Source organism: Herbaspirillum seropedicae (assembly GCF_001040945.1).
Taxonomy (GTDB): Bacteria; Pseudomonadota; Gammaproteobacteria; order Burkholderiales; family Burkholderiaceae_D; genus Herbaspirillum; species Herbaspirillum seropedicae.
The window spans coordinates 2,131,429-2,149,568 of sequence record NZ_CP011930.1; the positions used below are offsets into that span (position 1 = coordinate 2,131,429).

14 protein-coding genes are annotated in these 18,140 nt (G+C 64.3%); 8 read left to right on the forward strand and 6 right to left on the reverse strand.

The window, feature by feature from the left end:
- Nucleotides 1-40 precede the first annotated feature (40 nt).
- A complete protein-coding gene (locus tag ACP92_RS09345) occupies nt 41-442 on the forward strand; it encodes a group II truncated hemoglobin (RefSeq protein ID WP_013233882.1) in 402 nt (133 codons plus the stop codon).
- 7 nt (nt 443-449) lie between these two features.
- Entirely contained in the window at nt 450-1,931 is a 1,482-nt protein-coding gene (locus ACP92_RS09350; protein ID WP_232284919.1) for a DNA recombination protein RmuC, read from the forward strand.
- A gap of 394 nt (nt 1,932-2,325) precedes the next feature.
- Here ACP92_RS09350 and moeA read toward each other — a convergent pair whose 3' ends face one another.
- From moeA to ACP92_RS09370, 4 genes are all read right to left on the reverse strand, one after another.
- A complete protein-coding gene (gene moeA, locus ACP92_RS09355; RefSeq protein ID WP_013233884.1) occupies nt 2,326-3,612 on the reverse strand; it encodes a molybdopterin molybdotransferase MoeA in 1,287 nt (428 codons plus the stop codon).
- Entirely contained in the window at nt 3,609-4,235 is a 627-nt protein-coding gene (gene mobA, locus ACP92_RS09360) for a molybdenum cofactor guanylyltransferase MobA (protein ID WP_013233885.1), read from the reverse strand. The genes moeA and mobA overlap by 4 nt, the downstream gene beginning before the upstream one ends.
- A gap of 13 nt (nt 4,236-4,248) precedes the next feature.
- A complete protein-coding gene (gene moaA / locus ACP92_RS09365) occupies nt 4,249-5,364 on the reverse strand; it encodes a GTP 3',8-cyclase MoaA (RefSeq protein WP_041310524.1) in 1,116 nt (371 codons plus the stop codon).
- A gap of 297 nt (nt 5,365-5,661) precedes the next feature.
- Nucleotides 5,662-8,850 carry an Rne/Rng family ribonuclease gene (locus ACP92_RS09370; protein ID WP_013233887.1) on the reverse strand — a complete coding sequence of 1,063 codons (3,189 nt, stop codon included), beginning with the start codon at nt 8,848-8,850 and terminating at the stop codon, nt 5,662-5,664.
- An 801-nt stretch (nt 8,851-9,651) separates the two neighbouring features.
- On the opposite strand from ACP92_RS09370, the gene ACP92_RS09375 reads away from it, so the two are divergent.
- The 4 genes from ACP92_RS09375 to ACP92_RS09390 all read left to right on the forward strand — a co-directional run bounded on the left by ACP92_RS09375 (nt 9,652) and on the right by ACP92_RS09390 (nt 12,961).
- The gene (locus ACP92_RS09375; protein ID WP_013233888.1) at nt 9,652-10,719 is read left to right on the forward strand and encodes an RluA family pseudouridine synthase; all 1,068 of its coding nucleotides are present in this window, start codon (nt 9,652-9,654) and stop codon (nt 10,717-10,719) included.
- A 118-nt stretch (nt 10,720-10,837) separates the two neighbouring features.
- Entirely contained in the window at nt 10,838-11,497 is a 660-nt protein-coding gene (locus ACP92_RS09380; protein WP_013233889.1) for an HAD-IIIA family hydrolase, read from the forward strand.
- Nucleotides 11,498-11,506: 9 nt separating this feature from the next.
- Entirely contained in the window at nt 11,507-11,881 is a 375-nt protein-coding gene (locus ACP92_RS09385; RefSeq protein WP_013233890.1) for a Rieske (2Fe-2S) protein, read from the forward strand.
- Between the two features lie 48 nt (nt 11,882-11,929).
- Nucleotides 11,930-12,961, forward strand: a complete 1,032-nt coding sequence (locus tag ACP92_RS09390) for a S49 family peptidase (RefSeq protein WP_013233891.1) — start codon at nt 11,930-11,932, stop codon at nt 12,959-12,961.
- A gap of 108 nt (nt 12,962-13,069) precedes the next feature.
- Here the strand turns inward: ACP92_RS09390 and ACP92_RS09395 are convergent, their stop codons facing one another.
- On the reverse strand, nt 13,070-13,834 hold the full coding sequence (locus tag ACP92_RS09395) for an SAM-dependent methyltransferase (RefSeq protein ID WP_013233892.1): 765 nt from the start codon (nt 13,832-13,834) through the stop codon (nt 13,070-13,072).
- A 202-nt stretch (nt 13,835-14,036) separates the two neighbouring features.
- Here ACP92_RS09395 and ACP92_RS09400 point away from each other — a divergent pair, with 202 nt between their 5' ends.
- Both ACP92_RS09400 and ACP92_RS09405 read left to right on the forward strand, forming a co-directional pair.
- Complete coding sequence (locus tag ACP92_RS09400) at nt 14,037-15,494, forward strand: Ppx/GppA phosphatase family protein (RefSeq protein WP_013233893.1); 1,458 nt, start codon at nt 14,037-14,039, stop codon at nt 15,492-15,494.
- A 284-nt stretch (nt 15,495-15,778) separates the two neighbouring features.
- A complete protein-coding gene (locus ACP92_RS09405) occupies nt 15,779-16,813 on the forward strand; it encodes a Fe(3+) ABC transporter substrate-binding protein (RefSeq protein WP_013233894.1) in 1,035 nt (344 codons plus the stop codon).
- A 95-nt stretch (nt 16,814-16,908) separates the two neighbouring features.
- On the opposite strand, the gene ACP92_RS09410 is transcribed toward ACP92_RS09405, so the two are convergent.
- Nucleotides 16,909-18,051 (reverse strand): GNAT family N-acetyltransferase, encoded by a 1,143-nt coding sequence (locus tag ACP92_RS09410; protein WP_171941728.1) that lies wholly within the window; start codon nt 18,049-18,051, stop codon nt 16,909-16,911.
- Nucleotides 18,052-18,140 lie beyond the last annotated feature (89 nt).

The window sequence follows — 18,140 nt, forward strand, 5'->3', positions numbered from 1 at the left end:
CCCGCCGTGGGCTGGCCGGCTGCGGTATCATGACGCTCTTATGCAAATCGAAGACCCCAACCAACCCACCACCTTCGAACTCATCGGCGGCGCGGAGAAACTGCGCGAGATGGTCGATCGTTTCTATGACCTGATGGACCTGGAGCCGGAGTTCGCCGGCATCCGCGCCCTGCATCCGCCCTCGCTGGAGGGTTCGCGCGAGAAGACCTACATGTTCCTCTCCGGCTGGACCGGCGGTCCCAGCCTGTACATGGAGAAGTTCGGCCATCCGCGCCTGCGGGCGCGCCACCTGCCTTTCCCCATCGGCATTTCCGAGCGTGACCAGTGGCTGCGCTGCATGACCTGGGCCATGCAGGACGTGGGCCTGCCGGAAGACCTGATGAAACGCCTGCTGGCAGCGCTCTACCAGACCGCTGACTGGATGCGCAACAAGCCCGAGTAAGCTCCCCATGAACACATTCGAGATGATCCTGGCCGGCCTGGTGGTGGCCGGCATCGTGCTGCAGGTGCTGGTGCTGTTGCGTTCGGGACAGCGCGAGGAGGTCGGCGCCGAGGTCGAAGAGATGCTGGCGCACATGCAGCAGGTCCTGCAGCGCCACCAGCAGGATATCGGCGAGCGCATCGAGCGCGAGCTGCGCAGCCAGGTCCAGGCCAGCGCGCAGAGCACGCGCCAGGAGCTGGGCGCCAGCTTCGCGCAGCTGCAACAGACGCTGGCGACCCAGATGGCCAGCGTGGCCAGCCTGCAGAACCAGCAGATCGATGGCTTTGCCCAGCAACTGGTCAAGCTCAACGAGACCAATGCCCAGCAGCTGGACAGCATGCGTCAGTCCATCACGCTGCAGGCCCAGGTCAGCCGTGAGGAGCAGGCGGTCTCGCTCAAGCGCTTTGGCGATACCCTGAACCAGCAACTGTCGGCCCTGACCGAGTCCAACGCCCAGCGCATGGGCGAAGTGCGGGCCACGCTGGAAGCCAAGATCAAGGACCTGCAGACCGACAACGCGCAAAAGCTCGACGAGATGCGCAAGACCGTCGATGAGAAGCTGCACGCCACGCTGGAGCAACGTCTGGGCGAATCCTTCAAGCTGGTGTCGGACCGCCTGGACAAGGTCCACCAGGGACTGGGCGAGATGCAGCAACTGGCCACCGGCGTGGGCGATCTCAAGCGCGTGCTGACCAATGTGAAGACCCGTGGCACCTGGGGCGAAGTCCAGCTGGAAATCCTGTTGGAGCAGATGCTCACTCCCGAGCAGTACGGCAAGAACGTCGAGACCGTGCGCGGCAGCGGCGAGCGGGTCGAATTCGCTATCCGCCTGCCGGGCGCGAAGGAAGAGGGCGAGCCGGTGTGGATGCCGATCGACGCCAAATTCCCCAAGGAACAGTACGAACGCCTGGTCGAGGCCGCCGAGCGTGCCGACGCCGATGGCGTGGCCGCCGCCGGCAAGGAGCTCGAGCGCGCCGTGCGCACCGAGGCCAGGACGATTGCCGAGAAATACCTGTCGCCGCCGCTGACGACCGATTTCGCCATCCTCTTCCTGCCTACCGAAGGACTGTATGCCGAGGTGATGCGCAGGCCGGGCCTGTCCGACGATCTGCAGCGCAGCTGCCGGGTCACGATTGCCGGGCCGTCGACCTTGTCGGCGCTGCTCAACAGCTTGCAGATGGGTTTCCGCACCCTGGCGCTGGAAAAGCGTTCTTCGGAAGTGTGGCAGGTGCTGGGCGCGGTCAAGACCGAGTTCGGCAAGTTCGGCGAAGTGCTGGCCTCCACCAAGACCGCGCTGGAACGCGCCGCCCGCAACATCGACCAGGCCGAGACCCGGACCCGCCAGATGACCCGCAAGCTCAAGTCGGTGGAAGCCTTGCCGGCAGACGCTGCGCAGAAGCTGCTGGGGGCGGCGGAGCCAGAGCTGGGCGAGTCGGACGAGGCGCTGTGAGCGCGATGCAATCGCAGCACGGAAAATTGAACCCGTCCGTCCTTGAGGTGCTGGCCTTCTGAACCTCCCCGTTCGGACTGAGTCGCTGCGCGAGCAGCGTATTGCAGGTGCGCTACCGCTGGTGCGCCCTTCGATACGACGCGATGCGTCTACTCAGGGAGAACGGGGTGGAAGGTGTACGACGATCAGCGGGATGCAATCGCAGCAAGAACGCACGAACCACGCACTTCTCCGTTCCAAGTTTCTGGCGTTTTGAACCTCCCCGTTCGGACTGAGTAGCTGCGCGAGCAGCGTATCGAAGGCGCGCTACCAGTGGTGCGCCCTTCGATACGACGCGATGCGTCTACTCAGGGAGAACGGGGTGGGAGAGGTGCGTCGATCCGGCTGAACTGATTTACACCAGTCCGTCGAACAAGACCACCGCCACTTCTTCGCCCGCAGCCACATCGCCGCGATCATGCTCCAGTTCGATGATGCAATTGGCGTCCGACATGGATCGCAGGATGCCCGAGCCTTGCATGCCGGTCAGCCGCACACTCCAGTTCCCACTGTCATCAGGCGCCAGGATGCCGCGCTGGTATTCGGTGCGCCCGGCCTTCTTGCGGATCGCCGTAGCGGTCTTCACACGCAGGCGTGGCAAGGGTTTGGCTTCGGCCCCGGCCAGGCGCAGCAGGGCGTCCCGCACGAAGAAGGAAAAGCTCACCGTCACCGCCACCGGATTGCCCGGCAGGCCAAACAGGTAGGCCTCCCGCCCGCGCGAACGGATGCGGCCAAAGGCCAGCGGACGGCCAGGACGCATGGCGATCTTCCAGAAGGCCATCTCGCCCAGGCTGGCCATGATCTGCTTGGTATAGTCGGCCGCCCCGACTGACACGCCCCCCGAAGTGATGACTGCATCGGCCTCTTCACAGGCGCTGCGGAAAGCCGCTTCCAGCGCCGCCGGATCGTCCGGCACCACGCCCATGTCGAGCACCTCGCAGCCCAGGCGCGTGAGCATGCCGTGCAGGGTGTAGCGGTTGGAGTCGTAGACGCAGCCCTCATCGAGCGGCTCGCCCACCGAACGCAATTCGTCACCGGTGGAGAAGAAGGCCACGCGCAGGCGGCGCTGCACCGGCGCCTCGGCCAGGCCCAGCGAGGCCAGCAGGCCGATGTCGGAAGGCCGCAGGATGCGCCCGCGCGGCAGCGCCACGCTGCCTAACGCCAGGTCTTCGCCACGCAGACGGCGGTTGTCGCCGGCACGTACGCGGCCGGGTGGCACGGTGACCGCGCTCTGGTCGGCATCCACCGTCAATTCCTGCGGGATGACCGTATCGCATCCTGCGGGCATGGGAGCACCGGTCATGATGCGCACGCATTGACCAGGCCCGACCTGGCCCGTGAAGCGGTCCCCGGCATGGACTTCGCCGATGATCTGCAGACGCAGTTCGCGGCCCTCGGCCAGGTCTTCGCCGCGCAGCGCATAGCCATCCATGGCCGAGTTGTCATGCGCGGGGACATCGATGCGCGAGACGATGTCTTGCGCCAGCACACGCGAGAGAGCGCTGCGGATAGGCAGTTTTTCGACCGCCTCGATGGGGTGGATGAACTCGCGGATCACCGCCTGGGCGCGCTCCACGGTCATGGCGTGCGGGTCATAGCCGCTGATGCAGCTGACGATATCGTTCAGGGAAGGAAGGGTCATTGTTCTTCTTCGAGCCGTTGCAGTTCCAGCCCGGTATTGATGTTGCAGAAGGCGCGCTCGTCGGGAAACTCGACTTCCACGCAGGCCAGCGTAGCGAACCAGTGGTCCATCTTGCGCTCGCCGGCGGCCAGGAAAGCTTGCAGCGAGGCTTGCGTGGACCGGCGTAGCAGGGAGCAGACAGGATGGCGCTGCCGGCCATGCGCGCCATCGGTCAGCGCCACGGCGGCGTCGGCCTTGGCCTCGGCCAGGGCAGTGGCCAGCCGGGCCACCATGTCATAGGGAATCAGCGGCGAGTCGCAGGGCGTACTGGCCAGGAAATCGGTGGTGCAATGGACCAGCCCGCTGTGCAGGCCGGCTAGCGGGCCGGGGAAGCCTTCCTCCAGGTCATGCCAGACCGGATAGCCGAAGCGGGCATACTCCAGCTGGGAACGGTTGGCGTTGATGGCCAGCGTGCCGACCTGGGGCGCCAGCCTTTCCAGTACATGCTGCACCAGCGGCTTGCCATGCAGCAATTGCAGGCCCTTGTCGACGCCGCCCATGCGCGTGCCACGGCCGCCGGCCAAGACCAGGCCGGTGATGTGGCTGGTGCAGAGCAGGGAGCTGGTCGTGGCGGCGGAGCGCATGATCGGCCCCGGCTCAGCCGCCAATATAGGACATCTCGACCTTGCGCAGCGGCGCTTCCCGCAGGGCGCTGCGCAATTCGGAATAACGATCGCCACGCTGGCCCCACAGTGCCGCGATGGCTCCGGCGATCTCGGCATCGCTGCCGCCGCTGCGCACGATGCTGCGCAAGTCGTGGCCTTCGCTGGCGAAGAGGCAGGTGTAGACACGGCCCTCGGTGGACAGGCGCGCGCGCGAGCAATCCTGGCAGAAGGCCTGGGTCACGCTGGAGATGACGCCGATCTCGCCGCTGCCATCGACATAGCGCCAGCGTTCGGCGGTTTCCCCGGTGTAGTTGGGATCGGCCACTTCCAGCGGCATCTCGGTGGCGATCAGTCGCACCACCTCGGCCGAGGGCAAGACCTCATCCATGCGCCAGCCGTTGGAGGAACCCACGTCCATGTATTCGATGAAGCGCAGGATGGCCGGCGTGCCCTTGAAATAGCGCGCCATGGGGAGGATCTGGTCGTCGTTGACACCTTTCTTGACCACCATGTTGATCTTCACCGGACCCAGGCCGGCGGCGTGGGCGGCGTCGATGCCCTCCAGCACGCGCGCCACCGGAAAATCGACGTCGTTCATGCGACGGAAACCCTCGTCATCGAGCGAATCCAGCGATACCGTCACGCGCTTGAGCCCGGCGTCCTTGAGCGCCTGGGCCTTTTGCTTCAACAGGGTGCCGTTGGTGGTCAGGGTGAGATCGACCGGCTCGTCCTCAGGCGTGCGCAGGGCCGCCAGCATGCCGATCAGGGTCTCGATGTTCTTGCGCAGCAGGGGTTCGCCGCCGGTCAGGCGGATCTTGCGCACGCCGTGGGCGACGAACTGGGCGGCTACGCGGGTCAGTTCCTCGAAGGTCAGCAGGTCCGAATGCGGCAGGAACTGGTACTGCTTGTCGAACACATCCTTGGGCATGCAATAGACGCAACGGAAATTGCAGCGGTCGGTGACCGAGATGCGCAGATCATGCAGCGGCCGGCCCAGGCTGTCGCTGAGCCAGCCGGTAGGTTGCACTGCCATCGGCGCAAGCCGTCCTGCCTCGCTGGCGGGGAAGGCTTGCCGGTAATCGACGATGGGAATGACGCGCTGGTTCATGCTGGCTGGCGGTAACAGGTGTGTAACGATAGCACGGCTGGCGATCCGGCGTAGATGCACGATCATGCATATTTTCCGACGCCTAGGCGATCAGTGCTGCGCAACCCCAGCACCGGCGCGGCCCAGGCAGGATGGGCGCAGAAAGAGGGCTTGCACTGTATCGCGCGGGTCGCCGGTCAACTGTCACCAAATAGGGGCTGGATTGCCGATGGCAAGACGGGCGACCTATGAGGCTGGCAAAGAAAAAGGGAGCCGAAGCTCCCTTTTTCCCGGACCATCAGGCGCTTGCCTGGTCGATCAACGACGCGTTTCCACTTGCACCAGCGGCTCGGTCGACTGCGGCGGCAGCGGCTTGCGCTCGCGTGGCACGCGTGGCGCCGGCACGAAGGCCGCTGCGGCTTCCTGGGCGGCACGCAGCTTGACCGGATCGGTGGTGGCCAGGGTCAGGCCGGCCTGCGACAGCATCTGCTGCAGCGAGTCCCACTGGGCGCCATTGCCGGCGGCTTGCGCCGGGGCAGGGGCGGCTTGCGGCGCGGGCGCTGCTGGTGCTGCTGGTGCAGCAGGTGCCGAGGCAACCACCGGCGCTGCTTCCACAGCGTCCAGCAGGCTGATCTGCTGCTGCACCACCGGAGCGGGCGCTGCAACAGGCTCGGCGGCCACCACTGGGACCACTTCCACTGGCGCTTCCGAAGCTGCCGGAGCCTGCGCGGGCGCCTGCACAGCTGCCTCTACCGGCGCCGGTGCGAAGCTGGCGTCGATGGACGGGGCAACCGGCTCGATGGCGGGCTGGTGCGAGAAGACGGCTTCGGTCGCTTCGGCAGCTGCAGCGGCCACGGCTTCCACCGAGTTGACGCCGCTTTCTACCTTTGCTGCGCTCTCTGCAACAGGGGCATCCTCTGCGGCCGGTACCGGCGATGCGGCAAAGGAGGCCTGCGCCACGGCAGCCTGCGCCGAGGCGGCAGCGGCGTCAGCCACGGGCACGAAGGCCGGGATGGCCGCTTCAGCGCCTTCGGCGGTTTCAGCGGCATCGCCTTCAGCGCTGTCGCCGGCTTCAGCGTTGTCGATCAGGTTGCCGTTCTCGTCGCGTTCACGGCGATGACGGTTGCGACCGCCGCGACGGCGGCGGCGACGCGGTTCGGTTGCGCCTTCGGCGGTTTCAGCGCCTTCGCCAGCTTCGCCAGCCTCGACCTGGGCGGCCTCGACTTGCGTGGCGGCCTCATCGCTGGCGATGACGGCAGTGCCAGCGGCCACGGCTACACCGGCAGTGCCGGCAGCCAGAGCGGCTTCCAGCGGCAGGCCTTCCTCGGACTTGGCTTCCTTGCGTTCGCCACGTGGGGCGCGGGGCGCACGCGGTTCACGGCCTTCGCGGGGCTCGCGGCCTTCGCGGCCTTCACGTGGTTCACGGGCTTCGCGAGGCTCGTTACGGCGGGTTTCCTTTACTTCCTGGCCGTCACGGGCCTGGGCCTGCAGTTCGCGCGGTTCACGGGGCTCGCGGCCTTCCTTGGGTTCGCGCGGCGGACGCGGTGCGCGCACCTGCTTGCCTTCGGCGGCGTCGCCGGCCTTCAGTTCGGCAGCCGCCGGATTGCGGCCATTGCGCTGTTCGCCGTTGCGTTCTGCGCGCTCGCCACGTTCAGCACGGTCGCCACGCTCGTTGCGGTTGCGGTTACGGCCATTGCGATCGCCGCCACGGCCATTGCGCTCGCCCTCGCGCTTGGCGGGAGCCTTGGCTTCCACCGGAGCGGGGGCAGCCACCGGCGCGACCGGCTTCTTGCGGAAGAAGCTGAAGATCTTGCCCAGCAGGCCCGATTCCGGCGCCAGCGTCGGCGGCGGCACGGGGGCAGCCACCGGTTCGGGGGCCTTGCGCTCGACGATGGGGGCCGGCTGGTCCGGAGTGATGCCCTTGACCACGGCTTCCTGGCGCGGACGCACGTCTTCCTTCTGGCGCTTGCTGTAGCCGATGTCGGTATCGGCCTGCTCGGCCATGGTATAGCTGGCTTGGGCGTCGTCCAGGCGCGGATCGTCGTGCTTGATCCGTTCCATCTTGTAGTGCGGGGTTTCCAGGTGCTTGTTGGGGATCATGATGACCGTGACGCGATGGCGCGTCTCGATCTTCAGGATTTCGCCACGCTTCTCGTTCAACAGGAAGGCGGCCACGTCTACCGGCGCCTGCACGTGGATGGCGGCCGAATTTTCCTTCATGGCCTCTTCCTGGATGATGCGCAGCACCTGCAGGGCGGAGGATTCGGTATCGCGGATGTGGCCGGTGCCGTTGCAGCGCGGGCAGGTCACGTGGCTGCCTTCGGAGAGCGACGGACGCAGGCGCTGGCGCGACAGTTCCATCAGGCCAAAGCGCGAGATCTTGCCCATCTGAACGCGGGCGCGGTCGTGGTGCAGGGCGTCCTTGAGACGGCCTTCCACTTCGCGCTGGTTCTTGGAATTCTCCATGTCGATGAAGTCGATCACGATCAGGCCGCCCAGGTCGCGCAGGCGCAACTGGCGGGCCACTTCATCAGCCGCTTCGAGGTTGGTGTTGAAGGCGGTGGTCTCGATGTCGCTGCCACGGGTGGCGCGCGCCGAGTTCACGTCCACCGACACCAGCGCTTCGGTGTGGTCGATCACGATGGCGCCGCCGGAAGGCAGCGGGACCGTACGCGAGTAGGCGGTCTCGATCTGGTGTTCGATCTGGAAGCGGGAGAACAGCGGCACGTCGTCGCGGTAGCGCTTGACGCGGTGGACCATGTCCGGCATCACGTGGGCCATGAACTGCTGGGCCTGGTCGTGGATGTCGTCGGTGTCGATGAGGATTTCGCCGATGTCGGGCTGGAAGTAGTCGCGGATGGCGCGGATGACCAGCGACGACTCCTGGTAGATCAGGAAGGCGCCCGAGGCGGACTGGCCGGCGCCTTCGATGGCGCGCCACAGTTGCATCAGGTAGTTCAGGTCCCACTGCAGTTCATCGACGTTGCGGCCGATGCCGGCGGTGCGGGCGATGACGGACATGCCATTGGGCAGGTCCAGCTTGTCCATGGTCTCGCGCAGTTCCTGGCGGTCTTCGCCTTCGACACGGCGGGAGACGCCGCCGCCGCGCGGGTTGTTGGGCATGAGCACCAGGTAGCGGCCAGCCAGGGAGATGAACGAGGTCAGGGCGGCGCCCTTGTTGCCGCGTTCTTCCTTCTCGACCTGGACGATGATTTCTTGGCCTTCGCGCAGCGCTTCCTTGATGCTGGCGTTACGGACGTCGATGCCTTCCTTGAAGTAGGAACGGGCCACTTCCTTGAAGGGCAGGAAGCCGTGGCGTTCTTCGCCGTAGTTGACGAAGCAGGCTTCCAGCGAGGGCTCGATGCGGGTGATGACGCCCTTGTAGATGTTGGACTTGCGCTGTTCGCGTCCGGTCGTTTCGATGTCGATGTCGATCAGCTTCTGACCGTCAACGATCGCTACGCGCAGTTCTTCCTGCTGCGTTGCGTTGAACAACATACGTTTCATGTTTTCACTCCGGGACCCGTAGGTCCTTCAAATGGCCCGTCCGTATGTGGTAGCGGGCCAAAAGTACAGGGGATGTACGCGGGAACGAAGTGATCGGGGAGGGAATTGCCTTGATTGTGTGAGTGCGCCTTAGCGGGCGCTCCAGCACAAAGGGGCGCGGATGCGGTGGACCGGAACGCCGGGCAGCGCCGTATCCGCGCCGCGCGCTCCGCCATAGGCGGTCGCGCAGGCAACTGCGGACGGTAAGCTGGTCTGTGAAGCCAAACGTAACATATCAATAGGGTTGGCGACGGCGATCGGGTTTCACTGCATCAACCGGCAAGCTTCGCGACGCCTCGGCCTGAATTGCGGCATGGCCCGTGCGATGCGCTGCAAGAGGGGAGGCGGATGAGCCTGCCGCTGTTGCGCTGCTGGTCGCCGGTGGGCTGTGCGCTGCTGTCCTGGGCCGGAACGCCGGATGCGAGTCTTGCCAGACTTTTATCCTGATGATCCAAACAATTCTATTCCGCTTCCAAGTGCGTTATCCGATTGCAACTGCGGTGCAAACTGGACTCGCGCAGGGAAGATGCGTACTCGTTTCGAGGCCTTTATGTGGACCAGGCAAGCGGCATGATCGGCTGTATTGTCAACCGTTGCAGCGCTTTTGAAGCGTCTGCGATGCCGCGCGTCGTGGTTTTCGGGGCCCCCTCCGTCTATTTTGCAAATGAGCGAGGCTGACGAAGTCTCCTCTTGTGTAGAATGTTCCTTTTTATTCTACTGACGCTGCTTTTTTGTTCAGCGTCGATCGATTATATATTCAAAATGAAGGACTTAGCGAGATTTTCTAGGGGGGCTTCTGAAAGCGCCAAAGCGGCGCCGGCCTCCCGGAACGCAACAGCCTCGCAGAGCGTCCCTCAGGTGCAGTTGCTGACCATTTCCGACGAAGAGGCGGGCCAGCGGATTGACAATTTCCTGCTGCGGGTCTGCAAAGGTGTTCCGAAAAGCCATATCTATCGTGTCCTGCGCTCGGGCGAGGTGCGCGTCAACAAGGGCCGCATCGACCAGACCTATCGGCTGGCCGAAGGCGACGTGGTGCGCGTGCCGCCAATACGAGTTGCAGAGAAGCAAGAGACGGTGGTGCCGGGGGCGGAATTCCGTATCCTTCTGGAAGACAGCCACCTGCTGGTCATCGACAAGCCGGCCGGCGTGGCCGTGCACGGGGGCTCCGGGGTGAGCTACGGCGTCATCGAGCAGTTGCGCGCCGCCCGTCCGCAGGCCAAGTTCCTGGAATTGGTGCACCGGCTGGACCGCGACACTTCCGGCGTCCTGTTGATCGCCAAGAAACGCTCGGCCCTGACCAATCTGCATGACCAGATGCGCGAGGGCACGACCGACAAGCGCTACTTCACCCTGGTGCAGGGCGACTGGAAGAATGCCCGCCAGCATGTGAAGCTGCCGCTGTTCAAGTACAGCACGCCCGACGGCGAGCGTCGCGTGCGGGTGCAGGCCGATGGCCAGCCTTCGCATACGGTGTTTTCGCTGTTGCGCCGTTTCGGCGACTTCGCCTTGCTGGAAGCCGAACTCAAGACCGGTCGCACCCACCAGATCCGAGTGCACCTGTCTTCCAGCGGTTTTCCCATCGTCGGCGACGACAAGTATGGCGATTTCGCCCTCAACAAGGCCCTGCAGAAGGCCGATGGCCGCCGCATTGCCTTCAAGCGCATGTTCCTGCATGCCTGGCGCATCAGCTTCAGGCATCCGGAGTCGGGCGACACCGTCACCCTCAAGGCCGGCCTGCCGCAGGAATGCGCCAGCTTCCTGCGCAGCCTGGAAGGCGGCGAGGAGGGCGAGCTGTTGCCCTACGGCATGCTGGCTTGCGCGGAGGGCTGAAGGACAGTACACGTAGTTGGCCGGGATATGATACTTTCTGCCCGGCATTGACAGAATCGCATGCTCGTTCGCCAGGGTGGATCTGGCGACGGGCGGGCAAGCAAAGAGCATCTCAACCATGGCAAGAAAGCAATTCGACCTGATCGTCTTCGACTGGGACGGCACCCTGATGGACAGCACCTCCACCATCGTGCGCTGCATCCAGGCGGCCGCGCGCGACCTGGGCTTGCCCATTCCCGACAAGAGCGCGGCTTCCTACGTGATCGGGTTGGGCTTGCAGGATGCGATGCAGGCCGCCATCCCGGATGTGGACCCGAAGTATTACCCGCGCATCGTCGAGCGTTATCGTCATCACTACCTGGGCCAGGACAAGGACCTCACCCTCTTCGAGGGCGTGCCCGAGATGCTGGCCGACCTGTCGCAGCAGGGTTATTTCCTGGCGGTGGCCACTGGCAAGAGCCGGGTCGGGCTGAACCGGGCGATGAACACGACCGGGCTGTTGTCGATGTTCGATGCCAGCCGTTGCGCCGATGAAACCTTTTCCAAGCCGCATCCGGCCATGCTGCAGGAACTGACCCGTGAGCTGGGCCAGGACATGCATCGCACGCTGATGATCGGCGATACCACGCACGACCTGCAGATGGCCATCAATGCCGGCGCGGCCGGGGTGGCGGTCGAATTCGGCGCGCATCCGCCGCAACAGTTGCAGACCCTTTCGCCGCTGTACTCGGCGCGCTCCATCCGCGAGCTGCACCAGTGGCTCTGCGATCACGCATAAGGCGCCGCCATGACCGCTTCCGACGCCATCCTCATCTGCGCCTCGGCCGAGCTGGTCGAGGGCGGGCTGGGCAAGCGCTTTCCGGTGCAGGTGCGGGGCGATGAGGCCAGCGGCTTTGTGGTGCGCTATGGCGGTGTGGTCTATGGCTACCTGAACCGTTGCGCCCATTTGCCGGTGGAGCTGGACTGGGCCGAGGGCGAGTTCTTCGAGTCCAGCGGCCTGTATCTCATGTGTGCAACACATGGCGCAGTGTATGCGCCTGATACCGGCAAATGCGCGGGCGGTCCCTGTACCGGCGCGCATTTGCGTAAGATCATGACGGTTGAGCGGGAAGGCCAGGTGTTCTGGCGCCCGGACGATGTCGTCAAGCCCGTCGAGGCATGAGCTTCGAGGGAAACCGGCGCAGCTGGCTGCGCAGTCTTGAGTGAGCCTATGAGCAACAACGAATCTGAACATCCGGAATCGCAACCGCAATCCACGCCGCCGGCGCCATCTTCTTCCATTCCCGCCAGCGTGCGCGATGACAAGAAGAGCGGCTGGGAGCGCGATGTCCTGGAAAAGCTGGCCCTGTTCGCCGTCAAGGAACAGCGCGCACGACGCCGCTGGGGCGTGTTCTTCCGCATCGCGCTGCTGGCGGTGGTGGTCCTGGGCGTGTGGATGGCCTTCACCTTCAACCGCATCGAGAACGAACCGCTGGGGCCGCATACGGCCCTGGTCGAGATCAAGGGCGCCATCGACTCCGAAGGCCAGGGCTCGGCTGGCGTGGTGATCCCCGCGCTGGACAAGGCCTTTGCCGCCAACGACTCGGTGGGCGTGATCCTGAAGATCAATAGTCCCGGCGGCAGCCCCGTGCAGGCCGGCATGATCAATGACGAGATCACCCGCCTGCGCAAGCAATATCCGAAGAAACCCATCTACGTGGTGGTCGAAGAGGTCTGCGCTTCCGGTGGCTATTACATCGCCGCGGCGGCTGACAAGATCTTCGTCAACAAGGCCAGCCTGGTCGGTTCGGTGGGCGTGCTCATGGACGGCTTCGGCTTTACCGGCCTGATGGACAAGCTGGGCGTGGAGCGTCGTCTGCTCACGGCGGGCGAGAACAAGAGCTTCCTCGACCCCTTCAGCCCGCAAAGCCCCAAGCAGCGCGAGTATGCGCAGTCCATGCTGCAGGAGATCCACCAGCAGTTCATCGAAGTGGTGCGCCAGGGACGCGGTGCGCGCCTGAAGGAAACGCCGGACACCTTCTCCGGTCTGGTCTGGACCGGCTCCAAGGCGGTCGAACTGGGCCTGGCCGATGGCTTTGGCACGGTGGACAGCGTGGCGCGCGATGAGATCAAGGCCGAGGATGTGGTGGACTACACCCAGACCGAGAACCTCTCCGAGCGCGTGCTCAAGAAATTTGGCGTGGCCTTTGGCGCCGGTTTCGCCAAGACCGTAATGTCGTCGTCGCTGCCGCAGTTGCGCTGAGGCTTGCGATCCTTGATGTAGAAAGGCCGGTTGCGTAGTGCAACCGGCCTTTGTCTTTGGTGGTCTTTGGTGGTCGTTGGTGCTGTTGACGCTGGTGGCGCAGCCGACTTAGTCTGCCAGCAGCAGGAAGACCGTGGGCTTCTTGTGGAAGTCCGGGGCCTGCCTGGCCGCCAGCGCGGCCTGCCACTGGGCCGCTGTCTGCGTGCGCACCGTCTCGGTGGGCAGGGACAGGTCGGTGGCGACGCAGATCAAGGTGCCGGGCTGGCAACTCTGCGCCAGCGCATCGAGCATGGCGCCGTTGCGATAGGGCGTTTCGATGAGCAGCTGGGTCTGCTTTTCCTTACGGGAACGGTCTTCCAGCTGGCGGATGCGCTTGCTGCGCGCCTCGGCGTCGGTGGGCAGGTAGCCATTGAAGGCGAAGCTCTGGCCATTCAAGCCGCTGGCCATGACCGCCAGCAGCAGGGAAGAGGGGCCCACCAGCGGTCGCACCTGGATGCCATGCTGGTGCGCCAGCCGTACCAGGTTGGCGCCGGGGTCGGCGACCGCGGGCACGCCCGCTTCCGAGATCAGGCCGCCGTCGCGACCGGCCAGCAAGGGCGCGAGCAGCGCCGGCAGGGCGGCTGCCGGGGTGTTGACGTTGAGCTCGCTGATCTCGATTTCCTGGATCGGCCTGGCCAGCGCCTGGCTGCTGCCTAGCAGCTTCAGGAAGGCGCGTGTGCTCTTGGCGTTCTCGGCCACGAAGTAGTCCAGGCCGGCGGTGATGACCTGCACCTGGCGCGGAATGATGGCCTCCAGCGGATGGGCGTCGCCGGGCTCTGTGCTGAGCTCGGTGCTGCCGAGCGTGTTGGGAACCAGATAAAGAATGCCGGGCATGGAAGGGAAATGGGATAAATTGTATAAAATAATATGTGCAACGCAGCACGACTTCGCTGAGCCGCCATTCTACAGGGTGCAAGCTGTCATCAAAGTGTAATGCGCGCCCATTATCTTGTCGGAGTGGAGACAGGATGCGGTTTAAATTATTTAGCAATTGTTTCGGGGGCCATCCGCCTGGAACCCTTGCGAAAGGAAATGCATGTTTGCTGCGGTAGATCTCGGTTCCAACAGTTTTCGCTTGCACATCGGCAAGTATGAGGACGAGGGCATACGCGTCATCAAGAGCGCGCGTGATCCCATTCGTCTGGCTGCCGGCATCGACAAGACCGGCAACCTCACCGAACAGGCCTGCCAGAGCGCCATCGATTCGCTCACGCGTTTTCGCGCCATCCTGCGCGACTATCCGCTGACCGCTGTGCGGGTGGTGGCCACCAATACCCTGCGCGTGGCCAAGAACGCCGGCGAACTGCTGCCGGCGCTGGAGCGCGCCATCGGTTATCCGGTGGAAATCATTTCCGGCGAGGAAGAGGGTCGCCTGATCTACATGGGCGTGGCCGGCGTGCTGGCCGATGCGGGTGAAGAGCGCATGGTCATCGACATCGGCGGCGGCTCCACCGAGGTCATCCGCGGGCTGGGCGAGCATATCCGTCACGTCGAGTCCTTCGGTATCGGCACGGTCAACCAGAGCCTGGCCTTCTTCCCTGACGGCGCCATCACCGCGGCCGCCTTCGAGCGCGCCATCATCTCGGCCCGTTCGCATGTGGAGGATGCCGTCCATCTGTTCAGCTTCGATGCGGCCAAGGTCAATGTCTACGGCTCCTCGGGCACGATGCGGGCCATCGCCGATACCATCCGCCGCAACAACATGGGCGACGGTCGCATCACCTTGCCCAGCCTGGCCGACCTGATGCAGCGCCTGATCGACTTTGGTCACGTCAGCCAGATTGCGCTGGACGGCATGAAGCCCGACCGCGCAGGCGTGATCATGGGGGGATTGGCGGTGCTGATCGGGTTCATGCAGGAATTCGGCATCGAGGTCATCACGCCGGTGGAGGCCGGCCTGCGCATGGGCGTGATGTGGGACTTGCAACTGCGCGCCACCAAGGCCGACCGCCGCGACCGGTCGGTCGAGGAGTTCGCCCGCCGCTTCCATATCGACGCCGCCCGCGCGCATGGCGTGGCCGATACGGCGCTGGGCTTCTTCCAGCTCTTGAAGCCTGCTACCGATTCCTATGCCCGCTACCTCTACTGGAGCGCGCTGTTGCACGAGACCGGGCTGGTGGTCTCGCCGACCGGCTATCACAAGCATTCGGCCTACATGATCGCCAATGCCGACCTGCCTGGTTTCACCACCCGCGAGCAGCGCCTGATGAGCACGCTCATCCTCGGACAGAAGGGCAACCTCAAGAAGATCAGCGAGATGCTGGCCGACATCGATTTCGCCAAGGCCGTGCTGGCCCTGCGCCTGGCGGTGATGTTCCGCCATGCGCATATCACGCTGGACCTGGAGAAGGTGCGGGTCAAGCTCAAGAGCAGGATCGACCTGGAAATCCGCCGTGATTACATCAAGGAGCATCCCAGCATTTCCTTCTGGTTCCAGAAGGAGCAGGAGTGGTGGGCCGGCATTGGCGTCGATTTCGCCGTCAAGGTGATCTGAGCGCCTGACTGTCTGGCTCTACCCGCAAACGCCCTTGCCGCGCAATCGCCGGCGAGGGCGTTTTGCTTTCTCGGGCAGGGGGGATTCTGCTGATGATAATGCTTCTTATTTGTGATATAGTCGCCTGCGGTTTATCAACCGCATACTCATAACGAGGCGGCCATCAGGCCGCCCGCTGCGACAGTCAAGTCCCCCAGGAGCGCGCTCCCGGACCGTCTTCCGCGCCAAAAGAAAACGCCGTTTTGCCACGGTGGTCGTTTACTTTTTTTTGAAAAGGATGGTCCATGTTCCCTCGTCACCTCGCTGTCGGCGCCATGCTGGCTGCCATTGCCACGTCCAGCTTCGCCCAGGAGAAGGTCATCAACCTCTACTCGGCGCGCCACTACCAGACCGATGAAGCGCTCTACGCCGACTTCACCAAGACCACCGGCATCAAGATCAACCGCATCGACGGCGACGACGCCGGCATCCTGGCGCGCTTGAAGAGCGAAGGCGCCTCCAGCCCGGCCGATGTGATCCTGCTGGTGGACGCCGCGCGCCTGTGGAAGGCGCAGAGCGATGGATTGTTCCAGCCGGTCAAGTCCAAGCTGCTGGACGAACGCATTCCCGCCAACCTGCACAGCAAGGAAGGCAGCGATGGCACGCTATGGTTCGGCTTCTCCACCCGCGCCCGCGTGATCGTCTACAACAAGGCCAGCGTCAAGCCGGAAGACGTGGACACCTACGAAGCCCTGGGCGACCCGAAGAACAAGGGCAAGCTGTGCACCCGCAGCGGTTCGCATCCCTATAACGTGTCGCTGTTCGGCGCCTTGCTGGAGCATGACGGTGCTGCCAAGACCGAATCCATCTTGAAGGGCATGGTCGCCAACCAGGCACGCCAGCCGGTCGGTGGCGATACCGACCAGATCAAGGCGGTTGGCTCGGGCGAGTGCGGCGTGGCCATTTCCAACTCCTACTACGTGGCGCGCCTGATGCGCTCGACCAAGCCGGAAGACGTGGCGCTGATGGAAAAGGTCGGCATCGTCTGGCCCAACCAGAAGAGCTATGGCGCCCACGTCAACATCGCCGGTGGCGGTGTGGCCAAGCATGCGCCGCACAAGGCCGAAGCGGTGCAGTTCCTGGAATACCTGGCCAGCGATTCGGCCCAGCGCTACTTCGCCGAGGGCAATAACGAATGGCCCGCCGTCAAGAGCGTGAAGACCGAGAACCCGGCCCTGGTCAAGATGGGTCCGTTCAAGGCGGAAGTGATCAATATCGGCGCAGTGGGCGCCAACCAGCAGAAGGTGTTGCAGATGCTGGATCGTGTCGGATATAAATGATTTAGACGATTTATATCGTTTTCAAGGAAAGCCGGTCCATGCGCTGCATGGGCCGGTTTTTTCATGCCTGCCGGCCAGGCGCGACCAGGCACCGTTCAGCGCGGTGGATCGCGGAAGGGATTGTGTTCGTTCAACTCGGAAATATAGCCATCGATGCCATTGCTTTCGCGTGACAGGAAGTGTTCCACCGCATCGTAGAATCCCGGATGCGCCAGCCAGTGCGCCGACCAGGTCTTCTGCGGCAGGAAGCCGCGCGCCATCTTGTGCTCGCCCTGGGCGCCACCCTCGAACCAGCTGATCTTTTCGGCGATGCAGAATTCCAGCGGCTGGTAATACGCGGTCTCGAAGTGCAGGCAGGGGACGTGTTCGAGCGCGCCCCAATAGCGGCCATAGAGGGTGTCGGCGTCATGCACGGTCAGCGAGGAGGCAATCGGCTCCTCGCCGCGCAGGGCCAATGTCAGCAGCAGGTGCTGCGGCATGGTGGCGCCGATGCGGCGGAAGAAATCCAGGTTCAGGTAGGGCGTGGAGTAGTGCGCGGCATAGGTGTGCCGGTAGCAGCGGTTGAAGAAGCGCCAGTGCGCATCAGTGATCTCGGCGCCGCGCAGCCAGACGAAGCGCACGCCTTGCTCGGCTACCTTGCGCCGTTCGGCCAGGATGTTCTTGCGCTTCTTGCGGTCCAGCGTATCGACGAAGTCGGCAAAGCTGCCGTAGCCTTCATTGTGCCAGTGGAACTGCACGCCGCTGCGCAGCAGGAAGCCGGCTTCGGCCAGCTGTCCGGCCTGTTGCTCAGGCGGGTAGAGGATATGGGTGGACGAGTGCTGGCCTTGCTGCTGCAGCCGTTGCAGCGCCTCCAGCAGGGCGACGCGGGCGGTCTCGTCGATGGCCATGAGCCGTGCGCCGCGCACCGGCGTGAAGGGGATGGCCGAGAGCAGCTTGGGGTAGTATTCCACGCCATGGCGCTGGTAGGCCTCGGCCCAGGCCCAGTCGAAGACGTATTCGCCATAGGAATGGAACTTGCGGTACAGGGGCAGGGCGGCCGCCAGGGACTCGTCCTGCCATAGCGTCAGGTAGTGCGGCTCCCAGCCTGACTCTGCACTGGCGCTGCCGCTCTCGTGCAGCGCATGCAGGAAGGCGTAGGAGAGGAAGGGATTGCCTTCCTCCTGGGTCGCTACCAGAGCGTCCCAGCGGGCCTGGCCGATCTCGGCCAGAGAAGAAACGATTCGCGTGCGATAATCCATGGACTGCGAGTGACCTGCGAAAGATGGCGCGGCCCACGGCCCCGCTCGAACAGGCATTCTACGCAAAATGAACAGAACGCGTCGCCGCC